Here is a 12,503-nt window from a genome sequence, read left to right as displayed (position 1 = left end):
GAGGGGAACCCTCCTCCGGCATTCCGACTTTGATGCTTACTTGTAGCGGTTGTACTTGGTGAACGTCGCCTTCCAGTCGGCGGCGGTCTTGTCTAGCGCCTCCTGAGCGGTGCCCTTCCCACCGACCACGAACGGATAGATGTTCTGGTTCAACTGATCGAGCACTTCGGCGTACTCAGGCGTCGCCCAGAAGTCCTTGACCATGAACATCGTGTCGTAGAACGCCTTGTTGTAGGGCGTGGCCTTCTGAAAGGCTTCCGACTTCAGCACGGCCTGGCTGCAGGTGTAGCCGCCGAGCTCGGCCCACTTCTTCTGGGTGTCGTCCTTGATGAACCACTCCAGGAACTTCATCGCCTCGTCCTTGTTCTTCGAATACGAGACGACCGAAACTCCCTGGCCGCCCAGAGCGGCAAAGCGCTTTCCGTCCGGGCCGCCCGGGTTGGCGAAGAAGCCCGTAACGTCGGCGTAGGGGTTGGTGGCCTTGTTCACCAGCGGCGGGAAGAAGGCGAAGAAGTTCATGCTCATCGCGGCGAGACCGCCGGTGATTGCCTGGTTGTCCTCCACGAAGAAGGTTTTTCCCCAGCCGGGAGGCGTGAACTTGTAGAGGTCCTTGTACATTTCGAGGCCGGCGGCGGCCTGTTTCGAATTGGTGATGCCGTCGACCTTGTAACTTGCATAGTCGCCGAGATCGCCGCCGTAGCTGAAGATGGCGCTTTCGACGCCCATCGCCATCGCGTCATAGGAATTGTCGGTGTAGATGGCGACACCGTACCGCTTCTGGTCCGGACGGTGGAAGAACTCGGCGATGTCGCGCAACTGCGCATAGGTTTTCGGCACATCGAGGTCGTAACCGTACTTCGCCTTGAAGGCTTCCTTCTCCTTTGGGTCCTCGAACCAGTCCTTGCGATAGGACCAGCCGATCGCATCCCCTTCCAGCGGGATCGCCCAGTATTTGCCGGAACCGCCAGGGTATTCGGCGTAATACTTGATGGTCGCGGGTGCCATCACGTCGGTGAGCTTGTGCTGGTTGAAGAAGTCGGTCAGGTCGACATAGTGGCCCTGCGTCGAACCGGCGCCCAGCCATTGCGAGTCACCGACGACCAGATCGTAAGCGTCGCCATGCGCGTTGAACTCGGTGAAGGCCTTGGTTTGGAAATCGGGCCATGGCGTGGTCTGCACCGTGACCTTCACACCGGTCTCGGCCGTATAGTCGTTCACGAGCTCCTGCAGATAGTTCGCAGGGTCCCATTCCGCCCAGAAAATGGTGAGTTCCTTGTCCTGCGCGTGGACGGACGTTCCGTAGGCAAGCGTCAGGCCGATACCAGCAAGCACGCTGGTCACTAACTTGCGCATAATGATTCCTCCCTTGTGCGCATTCTACCTGTCATGCGAGCCGACGACGGAGCCGGCCCTGGTAGTTCCTCCCTTGCTCGCACCTTTCCGGTTCCGGGCCTCCTCGCCCTGCCGGAAAATGGATCGAAGCCCTCGCTTTTGATCCACTTTTCTTTTCTGATCTGGTATTACCAATTTTGCACCCTGGTCAAGCCCTTTCTTGAGAGCCAGATCGGATCATCACAGTCGAATTGCAGGTTTACCTGACTGTTTTCACATGATTTTCCTACTCAATGATACGCAGTGGCCTTGTGTGAAGCCCGGCACCGCAATTAAGATCAATAGTTGGCATGCAAATCTGGTCGAACCAGACATAGGCTATTTCACCACTGCCGCCGTATTGGCACCATCTCCACCGTCGATCGAATCCGTCACCGCCGCGCGCACCAGCGCACCAGCCGCCCATTGCGCAACGGACCGCGTCCCGCGGCTGTCGAGCCCCCAGATGTCCTTGAGCACGATCAGCACCTCGACGCCGAAGATCAGCGACAGCGCCTGCGCCAGCCGGTTGAAATCGCGCGGCGGCAAACGGCCCTTGAGCGGAGCGATCGCTTCCTTGAGCAGGTCGACGCGATGGCCGCGCGTGAAGGCCGGTTCGCCGCCCAGCGTGCCGGCCTGGCGCCTCGCCCACTGATCGAGTGACAGTTTCAGCGCCGCCTTGAACGTCGCCTCGAAGGCCTCAATGCGTGGCATGGCGGTGTCGAACAGGTCGGCGACCCGGCGCTCGGCATCGTCGGAGGTCGATTGCCAGGTCAGGATTGGGCCCAACCCCTCGTCGACGACGGCCTGCACGAGTGCCGCCTGGCTCGGGAAATAGCGATAGGCGGTGGCTCGGGATACCTCAGCCGCCTCGGCAACTTCGCTGACCGACGGCGTGACGCCCGCCTGCATAAGCCTCGTCGCCGTCTCCAGCATCAGCCGTTTGGTGCGCGCCCGGGGTCCACGCTCGGCCCTCTCGCCTGTGTCATCGTTCGTCGTCGCTTGTTGACGTGAGATATCCATGTCAATATGATACGCTCGTCTCAAAAATTTGCAACGACCTCGCTTTGTCACGGCGCGGTAAAGCACCAAGGTCTTCATCCACTGAACAGTGCCGCTGCCGAGCCAACCAACACAGGGCGGCCCATGAAACGCATCTATGTCGTGGGCACCGCTGATACCAAGGGCGAGGAGCTCGCCTTCCTGGCCGACACGATCGCCGCCAGCGGCGCTGGCGTTTCCCGGGTCGATGTCGGAACGCGCGACGCGACCATATCCGTAGACATCACCGCCAAGGAAATTGCCGGCCATCATCCCGCCGGCACCGAAGCCGTGCTCGGCGGCAATGATCGCGGCACAGCGGTGGCAGCCATGGGCGTCGCCTTCGCTCGCTTCATCCAGTCACGAAGCGACATATCAGCCGTGATCGGTATTGGCGGTGGCGGTGGCACCTCGATCATCACCTCGGGCATGCGCGCGCTGCCGCTCGGCCTGCCCAAGATCATGGTCTCGACGCTCGCCTCCGGCGACACAGCCCCTTACGTCGATGTTTCCGACATCATCATGATGCCATCGGTGACAGACATGGCCGGGCTGAACCGGCTGTCCCGCACCGTGCTGCACAATGCGGCTCAGGCGATCGCAGGCATGGCGGCCAGGCCAGCGCCTCCGTCCGACGGCAAGCCGTCGATCGGGCTGACCATGTTCGGTGTCACCACGCCCTGCGTGACTGCCATCGCCGAGCAGCTGCGCGCCACTTACGACTGCATGGTCTTCCACGCCACAGGCACCGGCGGCCGCTCGATGGAGAAGCTGGCCGACAGCGGCCTGCTGGCAGGCGTCATCGACATCACCACGACCGAGGTCTGCGACTTGCTGTTCGGCGGCGTATTGCCAGCAACGGAGGACCGCTTCGGCGCCATTGTCCGCACGAAGCTGCCCTATGTCGGCTCGGTCGGCGCGCTCGACATGGTCAATTTCCGGGCGCCGCCGACAATTCCTGAGCGCTATCGCGCGCGGCTGGTCTACGAACACAATCCTAATGTCACGCTGATGCGAACTACCGTCGAGGAATGCCGCCAGATCGGTGAATGGATCGGCCGCCGCTTGGCGCGCTGCGAAGGTCCGATCCGCTTCCTGATTCCGGAAAAAGGCGTCTCGGCGCTCGACATCGAAGACGGCGCCTTCTTCGATCCGAAGGCCGATGCGGCGCTTTTCGAGGCCATCGAGCGCACCATCATGCCGAACGGAACGCGCACGGTGATGCGCCTGCCGCTGCACATCAACGACCCCAAATTCGCCAAAGCCGCGGTCGCGGCTTTTCTCGACATCGCCAAGAAGTGAGACCCGATGGCCGCCATCCCGCGCAAGAATATCCTGGAGAAATTCCGCAAGATGATAACCGAGGGCGTGCCGATCGTCGGCGGCGGCGCCGGCACCGGCCTGTCGGCCAAGGCCGAGGAGGCCGGCGGCATCGATCTGATCATCATCTACAATTCCGGCCGCTACCGCATGGCTGGACGCGGCTCGGCCGCCGGGCTGCTCGCCTATGGCAATGCCAACGAGATCGTCAAGGAAATGGCCTACGAGGTGCTGCCGGTGGTCAAGCGCACGCCGGTGCTGGCCGGCGTCAACGGCACCGATCCGTTCGTCATCATGCCGCTGCTGTTGGCCGAGCTGAAGACAATGGGCTTTTCCGGCGTACAGAATTTTCCGACCATCGGCCTGTTCGACGGCACCATGCGCCAGAGTTTCGAGGAGACCGGCATGGGCTTCGGGCTGGAAGTCGACATGATCGCCGAGGCGCGCAAGCTCGATCTGCTGACCACACCCTATGTCTTCAATCCCGACGAAGCGCGCGCCATGACCAAGGCCGGCGCCGATATCGTCGTCGCCCATATGGGCGTCACCACTGGCGGCTCGATCGGCGCCACCTCGGCCAAGTCGCTCGACGACTGCATCGTCGCGATCGACGCCATCGCCGAGGCCGCCCGCGCGGTGCGCAAGGACGTCATCCTGCTTTGCCATGGCGGCCCGATCTCGATGCCGGAGGATGCCCGCTACATCCTCGACCGCTGCAAAGGTCTGCACGGCTTCTATGGCGCGAGCTCAATGGAGCGGCTGCCGGCGGAAGCCGCGATCGCCAGACAGACGGCCGATTTCAAGACCGTCACGCTGGGCGACGACAAAGCGACCGCGAAGAAAAAGAAGGGATGATGGGAGATGACCGACAAGAGCAAGGTGTTTGTCTACCCGAAGGATGTCAGCGCCTTCGGCTTCGACTGGGGAAAATTGTCGTTGACGGTGGCGCCGGAGGTGAATGGCGCAACCCGCTTTTCCGGCGGCGTCGTCGACCTGCCATCGGGCAAGGGCCATACGCGCCACAACCACCCGGGCGCCGAGGAAATCATCTTCGTCATCTCAGGCCACGGCGAACAGATGATCGAGGACGAGCAAGGCAACCCGGTGGTGGCGAAGGTCGGCCCCGGCTGCACCATCCACGTGCCGGAAAGCCGGTTCCATTCGACGCTGAACACCGGCGATGGTCCGATGCAATTGTTCGTCGTCTACTCGCCGGCAGGTCCGGAATTGGCGCTGCGGGAACTGCCGGATTTCAGATTGATTCCGGCGGGACGGTGATGAATTTATTCAAGGGTAGCGCCGCCCCTCATTGTCCTGCCGGACATTTCTCCCCGTATAGTGACGGGGAGAAAGATGCTTTCATCAGCGCACCCGCCGATTTTCAGCGTTGCAAGACGAGCGCCGAGGTTGCGACAGCTCCTTCTCCCCGTCACTATACGGGGAGAAGGTGCCGGCAGGCGGATGAGGGGCGGCGCCGGCGTTCGTCTCCTACAGAACCCCGCCTCTATTCCACCCCCTGCCCCGATCCCCAAACATCACATATCCGGTCGCGGTTACGGCAAGCGTGTCCTCCAGCTTGATGAACCCGCGCGTCGGGTGGAGCATGGTCGTTTCAACCGACAGCACCATGTTCGTCTCCAGCGGCTTGGCCGCGTAGGTGCCTTCATAGGTCACCGGATGGTTGGTCATCAGGAACGGCGCCTCATGCGTGATCAGGCCCATGCCGTGGGCAAAGAAATCCGTATAGGCCGCGACCTTCGAGGCTTTTAGCACGCCTTCCGCGTGGGCAATCATGTCGCCGCCCAGCGTGCCCGCCTTGACCTTCGAGAACGCCGCCTGCTGCACCATCTCGACCTCGGCCAGGAGATCCTCGAGCTCGGCATCCGGTTCGCCAAGAATGCCCATCCGGCAGAGGTCGCCGATATAGCCGTGATAATTGCCACCGGAATCGATCGACAGCACCTCGCCCTTCTTCCACGCCTGGCCTGATGAAGCGCGGTTGTGGCTGGAGCCCAGCGTCAGCAGGCAATATTCGAAATGCGCGCCGCGATTGGTCTCCTCGCGCCGCAGTTGCTCGATGATCTCGGCCTTGCTCGTGCCTTCGCGTGCCCAGGCGATGGTCGCCAGCATGGAATCGGTGATCAGTTCGGAGGCCATGCGCAGCTTCTCCAGCTCGGCATCGGTCTTGATGGCGCGCATGCGCTCCAGCATGTCGGTCGCATCGACAAGCCTGGCGTCCGGCAGCGCCTTGCGGATCAGCGTGTAGGCGTCGGACGGCAGGAAGGCAGGCTCGATGCCGATGCGCGCACCTGCCTTGCCGATCTTCTGCAAATGCTCGACGGCAAGGTTCGCGGCGTCTAGCGTGCCCCAGCAGGCGGCATGCAGTGTCGGTGTCCAGAACGGATGGTTCTGGTGCTCGCCGCCTTCCATTTTATTGCCGATATAGGCCGCGTGCTCCGGTCCGCCCTTCTCGTAGATGACAACGGGCAGATAGCGGCTGTGGCCGATCGCATCCATGGCGGCGAAGAAGATGAACTTGTAGCCGCCGAGCAGATACTGCGTGTTGTGCTTGGAGGTCGCGAGCAGCACATCGATGCCGGCCTCCTCCAACAGCCGGTCGACTCTCGCCTGGTCGAACGGGACAGTGCTGACGGCATTCTTGCCCGGCGCAACGTTCATCTCTCTATCTCCCTGAATTGCCCGTGATCGGCGCGGCTCCGCTCCCGATCCGATGGCGCGCGGCCAAATCTGCACCATTTTGTCTTCTCTGGTCTATCCAGAATACGCGAACAGACCGGATTGAGGATAGATAAGTCGCCATTCGCCTTTTATCCTGTCAATTTGGTCCTGCCAGATAGGCAAAAATGCACCCGCGCGACGAAACTGGTCCAGCGGACGAAAATTTCAAAGCCAAGCGAGGGTGCGCCAATTCCGTCTCTGGCGAAACCCTCGGCAAGGCTCATAATCGCCGCCGCGAGGATACCGATGCGCTTGCCGGCATCCGAGGGGACTTGTCGCGCCACGCGGGTCGCGCAGAGGAGGGAGTTAAATCATGTCGGATTTCACGATTTCGAGACGCAAGATGCTTGCCGGCTCGGCGATGCTGCTGGCCTCCACGGCCATGCCGTCGCTCGGCTGGGCACAGACGCCGAAGAAGGGTGGCCGGCTGGTGCTCGCCGCCGATTCCGAGCCACGCAACCTCAACCCGGCGATCGTCGCCTCCAACGGCGTCTTCTTCATTTCCAGCAAGATCGTGGAAACGCTGGCCGAAGCCTCCTTCGATGGCAAGGATGGGCTTGCCCCCCGCCTGGCCGTGAGTTGGGAAAGTGCGGCCGACGGGCTGTCGGCGACCTTCAAGCTGCGCGAAGGCGTCAAATGGCACGACGGCAAGCCGTTCACCTCGGCCGACGTCGCCTTCTCGGCGCTGCAGATCTGGAAGCCGCTGCAGAATCTCGGCCGCACGGTGTTCAAGGACCTCGCCGCCGTCGACACCCCCGACGATCTGACCGCAATCTTCAAGTTCGCCAAGCCAACGCCGTTCCAGCTGATCCGCAACGCGCTGCCGGCCCTGAGCAGCGTCGTGCCCAAGCACATCTACGAGGTCGGCAAGATCGAGGACAACCCGGCCAACACCGCGCCGATCGGCACCGGCCCGTTCAAGTTCGGTGAATACAAGGCCGGCCAGTACTACCGCCTGACCAGGAATACCGACTACTGGGGCAAGGACGAGCCCTATCTCGACGAGATCATCTATCAGGTGTTGCCCGACCGCACCTCGGCAGCGAGCGCGCTGGAAGCCGAAGAAATCCAACTCGCCGCCTTCTCGGCGGTGCCGCTGGCAGACCTCGACCGTATTTCGAAGGTGCCGGGTCTGAAGGTCATCACCAAGGGCTATGAAGGTCTAACTTATCAGCTCGTGGTCGAGATCAACCATCGCCGCAAGGAACTGGCCGACCTCAAGGTGCGCCGGGCAATCGCGCATGCCATCGACAAGGATTTCGTCGTCAAGACGGTGTTCCTCGGCTATGCCGCCACCGCCACCGGCCCGGTGCCGAAGAACGATCCGCAATTCTACACCGCCGACGTGCCGACCTATCCATTCGACGTCGCCAAGGCCAACGCGCTGCTCGACGAGGCCGGCTACAAAAGGGGTGCCGACAGCAACCGCTTCTCGCTCAAGCTGCTGCCGGCGCCCTATTTCAACGAGACGAAACAGTTCGGCGACTATCTGCGTCAGGCGCTTGCCGCCATCGGCATTGACGCGCAGCTGGTCAACAACGACTCCGCCGCGCACATCAAGGCCGTCTACACCGACCACGCCTTCGACCTCGCCGTCGGCCCGCCTGTGTTCCGTGGCGACCCCGCGATCTCGACCACCATACTGGTGCAGAGCGGCATTCCAGACGGCGTGCCATTCTCCAACCAGGGCGGCTACAAGAACGACGCCCTCGACGCGCTGATCACCAAAGCGTCGGAGACGCTCGACACATCAGCCCGTACCGACCTCTATAAGCAGTTCCAGAAGGAGGTCGCCGCCGACCTGCCGTTGATCAACGTCGCCGAATGGAGCTTCATCAGCGTCGCGAGTGACAAGGTCGGCAACATCGCCAACAATCCACGCTGGGCGGTTTCGAACTGGGCGGACACATATTTGGAATCGTGACAGATTTGCGCGGATGAAAGTTCGCGAAGAAATCCGTGTTGAGACATGGCCTACGGCCGGGTTTCTTCACACCCCCCTCTGTCCGGCCGGACAGAGGGGGGTGCCTAGGCGCAATCCTGACCAGCGTATCGCCACACCTTGGGGGCGCACATGACCCGCGCCCTCATCCTCCTCCGCCGTCGCCTCGTCGGCAGCATCTTCGTGCTGTTGATCGTCATCATCGGCACCTTCCTGCTTCTCGAAGCCGCCCCCGGCGATGCGGTCGATGCCTACATCGTCTCCACCGGCGGCGATGCCGGCATGATCGAGCTGCTGCGCCACCGCTGGGGTCTCGACCAATCCGAGGTGACGCGGCTCGCCAACTATCTCTGGGCGCTGCTGCATCTCGATCTCGGCCAGTCGGTGACGTTCTCCAGGCCGATCCGCGACGTGATCCTCGAGCGCTTGCCCAACACGCTGCTGCTGATGGTCAGCGCCACCGCGCTTTCCTTCGGGCTGGGTTCCACCCTCGGCATCTATGCCGGCGCACGGCCAGGCAGCTTCCGCGACCGCTTCCTGTCGATCGGCTCGCTGGCGCTGTATGCCGTGCCGGGTTTCTGGCTCGGCCTGGTGCTGATCGTGATCTTTGCCGTCGACCTGCGCTGGCTGCCGATCGGCGGCATCGAGACCCTGGCTTCGGACAGGACCGGCCTCGACCGCGTCGCCGACATCGCCATCCATTTGGTGCTGCCGGTCTCAGCACTCGGCTTCATTTACCTCGCCCTCTATCTGCGCATGATGCGCGCCGGCATGGCGGAAGCCTGGCGGCAGGACTTCGTGCTGGCCGCCCGCGCCAGGGGCCTTTCGCGCCGCCGCATCGTGCTCGCCCACGTCGCCCGCAACGCATTGCTGCCGCTGGTCACCATGCTCGGCCTGCAGTCGGCGCAGATGCTTGGCGGCAGCGTCGTCATCGAAAGCGTCTTTTCCGTTCCGGGCCTCGGCCGGCTGGCGCAGGAAGCCGTCGCGGCGCGCGACACGCCATTGCTGCTCGGCATCATCCTCACCAGCGCCGTCCTTGTCATCGTCATCAACCTCCTCGTCGACATCGCCTACGCCTTGCTCGATCCGCGCGTCGGCGCCGGAGAGGCCGGCGCATGAACCCGCTCCGCCGTTTCCTGCGCACGCCTGAGGCAATCGCCGGCGCCATTCTTCTGGGCGCACTGGCCGCGATGGCGCTGTCCGCCTCGCTGCTGTTTCCCGGCGACCCGCAAGCCATCGCCGGCCCGGCGCTGCTGCCGCCCTTCCAGGACTGGTCGCTGCCGCTCGGCACCGACCGGCTCGGCCGTGACGTGCTGGCCGAGCTCTTCCATGGCGCCCGCACTTCGCTGGCTGTCGGCCTGGCGGCAGCGGCGGCGGCACTCGCGATCGGCGCCGTGGTCGGCACGCTGGCCGGCTTTGCCGGCGGCCTCCTCGACGAGGTGCTGATGCGCGTCACCGATGCTTTCCAGACCGTGCCCAGCTTCCTGCTGGCACTGGCTTTCGTCAGCGTCGTCGGACCGTCGCTCGGCATCGTCGTAATTGCCATCGCGCTCGGCACCTGGACCGGACCGGCGCGTGTCGCGCGTGCGGAAGTCCTCTCCATCCGTGAACGCGATTATGTCGCCGGCGCTCGCGTCATCGGCATGCATCCCCTGGAAATCGCCTTTCGTGAGGTGCTGCCCAATGCCTTGCCGCCGGTATTGGCGATGTCGTCGGTGATCGTCGCCGCGGCGATCCTGACCGAAGCGGCCTTGTCCTTCCTTGGCCTTGGCGACCCCAACCGCGTCACCTGGGGTGGCATGATCGCGGAAGGCCGCACGGTGCTGCGCACCGCACCCTTCCTGTCGATCGTTCCGGGTATCGCCTTGGTGCTGACCGTGCTTGGCGTCTATCTCGCCGGTGAAGGCATCGTCGAGACGACAGCGGTCAAGAAAGGCCTGTCTTGACCTCGCTGGCTTCGATCCGCGACCTGGCGGTTAGCTATCGACGCGAAGGTGCCGAGGTGGCGGCGCTGAAGGGGATCAGCCTGGAGATCGCCGCAGGAGAACGTCTGGCGATCCTCGGTGAGAGCGGTTCCGGCAAAAGCACGCTGGCGCTGGCGATTGCAGGATTGCTGCCGGCAACCGCCAAGGTTGGAGGCCTCATCGAGTGGTCCTTGCCATCATCGCCGTCCTTTGGTGCCAAGGCATCCCCCTCTGCCCTGCCGGACATCTCCCCCTCAAGGGGGGAAATTAGCAGTTCCACTGTCGGTTCCCCCCTTGCTGCCGACGTAGTTGGCGAAGGTCGACATGCGGGCCTGATCTCCCCCCTTGAGGGGGAGATGTCCGACAGGACAGAGGGGGGCTTCCTAGAGCGCCGAGCGCAAAAGTCTGTGTCCAAACAAAGCCTGGCACCCCTCGGCGGCCGCGACATCGGCTTCGTGTTCCAGGATCCGTCCGCCAGCCTCGATCCCGTGATGACCATCGGCAAACAAATCGCCGAAGTGGCGCACACACATCTCGGCCTCGACTGGCGGGCATCATATGCGAGAGCCAAAACCCTGCTCGAACGCGTCCGCTTGCCCGATCCGGACGCAGCCCTGCGATCCTTCCCGCATCAACTCTCCGGCGGCCAGAAGCAACGCGCGGCAATTGCGGCTGCGATCGCCGCCGGGCCGAGATTGCTGATCGCCGACGAGGCGACCAGCGCACTCGACACCATCGTGCAGGCCGAGATCGTCGCCTTGATCCGCCGGTTGGTTGCGGAGGACGGCATGACGCTGCTGTTCATCAGTCACGACATCGCGCTGGCGGCCGAACTCGCCGAGCGCATTGCCGTGTTTCGGCACGGCAAACTGATCGAGCTTGGCACGACGGCGCGGATTGTGAATGCACCGACCGAACCCTACACACGTGCCCTGCTCGACGCTCATATCGGCCTCGATGCTGACCCGCTGTTGAATCGCAGCGAGTTCCACGCATGAGCCTGCTCGCGGTCTCCAATCTCTCCAAGATCTACCGACGAGGCGGCAAGGCGATAGCCGCTGTCGACGACGTTTCCTTTCACATCGGCCCGGGCGAAACGCTGGCGCTGGCCGGCCCCTCCGGCAGCGGCAAATCGACGATCGCACGGCTCGTGCTGCGCCTGATCGAGCCGGACGCCGGGCGCATTGAATTCGAAGGTGACGATTTCCTGGCTTTGCGCGGTGCGGTCCTGCGCGCCCGCCGCGCCCGCCTGCAGATGGTATTCCAGAATCCGCTGGCCGCCTTCAATCCGCGCGCCACGGTAGCGCGCGTTCTCGACGATCCCTTGCGCATCCATGGCATCGCGTCGCGCGCCGAGCGTCCGCGCCGTATCGCCGTCCTGCTCGAACGCGTCGGGCTGGCGGCCGATCTCGCGCCGCGCGCCATACACGAAATCTCCGGCGGCCAGCGACAGCGTGTGGCCATCGCCCGGGCCATCGCTACGAAGCCGTCGCTGATCGTGCTCGACGAGGCGGTGTCGGCACTCGACGTCTCGGTGCGCGGCCAGATCCTCGACCTTCTGCTCGACCTGCAACGCCAGGACCAGATCGCCTATCTCTTCATTTCACATGATCTCGGCGTCGCCCGCGCGGTCGCCCACCGTGTCATCCTTCTCGACGCCGGGCGGATTGCCGAGAGCGGCGATGCCCGTGCCGTCATTGACGCACCCCGATCGGCCATCGGCAGGGCGCTGGTGGCCGCTGCGCCTAGATTGAACAGAAGTAACCCATGATCCCGTCTTCGAACAGGATGTGACAAGAGCCCGGCCGCCCATGCCTGCGTCCTGTGCCGGTCTTTGCCAAATGGACCTTCGACAGGCGGCATCCATGCCGTCTTTCCGCCCGCCCGGTTCCGGCCCGCCAAGGTACGCGCCTTCGTTGAACCTGCTGGCCGCGGCCGAGAAGAAACGGGGCGCGCCGCATTGAAGCGGCGTGAAGTCGCCGCGTACGAGATTGTTAGCGAAAGCTTACATTTGGGAAGGCTCTTGCCCATCAAGGCGCTCCGGTTCTGCTTTCCCCTCATTGGCGACCATCATCGGCTCCCAGATCAAACCGGCCGCCGGCTTGGTGCCATGCCATGCGGGCTGT

The 12,503-nt window shown here is 63.4% G+C and carries 11 protein-coding genes; 8 read left to right on the top strand and 3 right to left on the bottom strand.

The window, feature by feature from the left end; genetic code table 11:
* Nucleotides 1–36: 36 nt before the first annotated feature.
* On the bottom strand, nt 37–1,353 hold the full coding sequence (locus FJ548_RS21050) for an extracellular solute-binding protein (RefSeq protein ID WP_140609332.1): 1,317 nt from the start codon (nt 1,351–1,353) through the stop codon (nt 37–39).
* A gap of 357 nt (nt 1,354–1,710) precedes the next feature.
* Nucleotides 1,711–2,394, bottom strand: a complete 684-nt coding sequence (locus FJ548_RS21045) for a TetR/AcrR family transcriptional regulator (RefSeq protein WP_140778858.1) — start codon at nt 2,392–2,394, stop codon at nt 1,711–1,713.
* Nucleotides 2,395–2,517: 123 nt separating this feature from the next.
* Between FJ548_RS21045 and FJ548_RS21040 the strand changes: the two genes are divergently transcribed.
* From FJ548_RS21040 to FJ548_RS21030, 3 genes are read left to right on the top strand one after another with little or no spacing between them, the layout of a single operon-like run.
* Nucleotides 2,518–3,714 carry a Tm-1-like ATP-binding domain-containing protein gene (locus FJ548_RS21040; protein WP_140778857.1) on the top strand — a complete coding sequence of 399 codons (1,197 nt, stop codon included), beginning with the start codon at nt 2,518–2,520 and terminating at the stop codon, nt 3,712–3,714.
* Between the two features lie 6 nt (nt 3,715–3,720).
* On the top strand, nt 3,721–4,587 hold the full coding sequence (locus FJ548_RS21035; protein WP_140778856.1) for a phosphoenolpyruvate hydrolase family protein: 867 nt from the start codon (nt 3,721–3,723) through the stop codon (nt 4,585–4,587).
* A 6-nt stretch (nt 4,588–4,593) separates the two neighbouring features.
* Nucleotides 4,594–5,010 carry a cupin domain-containing protein gene (locus FJ548_RS21030; RefSeq protein ID WP_140778855.1) on the top strand — a complete coding sequence of 139 codons (417 nt, stop codon included), beginning with the start codon at nt 4,594–4,596 and terminating at the stop codon, nt 5,008–5,010.
* Nucleotides 5,011–5,220: 210 nt separating this feature from the next.
* Here the strand turns inward: FJ548_RS21030 and FJ548_RS21025 are convergent, their stop codons facing one another.
* The gene (locus tag FJ548_RS21025) at nt 5,221–6,411 is read right to left on the bottom strand and encodes a Xaa-Pro peptidase family protein (RefSeq protein ID WP_140610577.1); all 1,191 of its coding nucleotides are present in this window, start codon (nt 6,409–6,411) and stop codon (nt 5,221–5,223) included.
* A 373-nt stretch (nt 6,412–6,784) separates the two neighbouring features.
* Between FJ548_RS21025 and FJ548_RS21020 the strand changes: the two genes are divergently transcribed.
* The 5 genes from FJ548_RS21020 to FJ548_RS21000 all read left to right on the top strand — a co-directional run bounded on the left by FJ548_RS21020 (nt 6,785) and on the right by FJ548_RS21000 (nt 12,148).
* Nucleotides 6,785–8,395, top strand: a complete 1,611-nt coding sequence (locus FJ548_RS21020; protein WP_140610576.1) for an ABC transporter substrate-binding protein — start codon at nt 6,785–6,787, stop codon at nt 8,393–8,395.
* A 150-nt stretch (nt 8,396–8,545) separates the two neighbouring features.
* A complete protein-coding gene (locus tag FJ548_RS21015; RefSeq protein WP_140610575.1) occupies nt 8,546–9,532 on the top strand; it encodes an ABC transporter permease in 987 nt (328 codons plus the stop codon).
* The gene (locus tag FJ548_RS21010) at nt 9,529–10,359 is read left to right on the top strand and encodes an ABC transporter permease (RefSeq protein WP_140610574.1); all 831 of its coding nucleotides are present in this window, start codon (nt 9,529–9,531) and stop codon (nt 10,357–10,359) included. Before FJ548_RS21015 ends, FJ548_RS21010 begins: the two co-directional genes overlap by 4 nt.
* Entirely contained in the window at nt 10,356–11,375 is a 1,020-nt protein-coding gene (locus FJ548_RS21005; RefSeq protein ID WP_181165640.1) for an ABC transporter ATP-binding protein, read from the top strand. The genes FJ548_RS21010 and FJ548_RS21005 overlap by 4 nt, the downstream gene beginning before the upstream one ends.
* The gene (locus FJ548_RS21000; protein WP_140610573.1) at nt 11,372–12,148 is read left to right on the top strand and encodes an ATP-binding cassette domain-containing protein; all 777 of its coding nucleotides are present in this window, start codon (nt 11,372–11,374) and stop codon (nt 12,146–12,148) included. The genes FJ548_RS21005 and FJ548_RS21000 overlap by 4 nt, the downstream gene beginning before the upstream one ends.
* Nucleotides 12,149–12,503: the final 355 nt, after the last annotated feature.

The organism is Mesorhizobium sp. B2-4-17 (genome assembly GCF_006441275.1).
Classification (GTDB): Bacteria; Pseudomonadota; Alphaproteobacteria; order Rhizobiales; family Rhizobiaceae; genus Mesorhizobium.
Note: the sequence above shows the minus strand (reverse complement) of the source record. Positions and strands in the feature narration are given on the sequence as shown.

Excerpts from the sequence above, each read along its gene's own strand:
- FJ548_RS21050 (WP_140609332.1), bottom strand. The coding sequence starts at position 1,353 with ATGCGCAAGTTAGTGACCAGCGTGCTTGCTGGTATCGGCCTGACGCTT.
- FJ548_RS21010 (WP_140610574.1), top strand. The coding sequence starts at position 9,529 with ATGAACCCGCTCCGCCGTTTCCTGCGCACGCCTGAGGCAATCGCCGGC.
- FJ548_RS21035 (WP_140778856.1), top strand. The coding sequence starts at position 3,721 with ATGGCCGCCATCCCGCGCAAGAATATCCTGGAGAAATTCCGCAAGATG.
- FJ548_RS21020 (WP_140610576.1), top strand. The coding sequence starts at position 6,785 with ATGTCGGATTTCACGATTTCGAGACGCAAGATGCTTGCCGGCTCGGCG.
- FJ548_RS21025 (WP_140610577.1), bottom strand. The coding sequence starts at position 6,411 with ATGAACGTTGCGCCGGGCAAGAATGCCGTCAGCACTGTCCCGTTCGAC.
- FJ548_RS21000 (WP_140610573.1), top strand. The coding sequence starts at position 11,372 with ATGAGCCTGCTCGCGGTCTCCAATCTCTCCAAGATCTACCGACGAGGC.
- FJ548_RS21040 (WP_140778857.1), top strand. The coding sequence starts at position 2,518 with ATGAAACGCATCTATGTCGTGGGCACCGCTGATACCAAGGGCGAGGAG.
- FJ548_RS21015 (WP_140610575.1), top strand. The coding sequence starts at position 8,546 with ATGACCCGCGCCCTCATCCTCCTCCGCCGTCGCCTCGTCGGCAGCATC.
- FJ548_RS21045 (WP_140778858.1), bottom strand. The coding sequence starts at position 2,394 with ATGGATATCTCACGTCAACAAGCGACGACGAACGATGACACAGGCGAG.
- FJ548_RS21030 (WP_140778855.1), top strand. The coding sequence starts at position 4,594 with ATGACCGACAAGAGCAAGGTGTTTGTCTACCCGAAGGATGTCAGCGCC.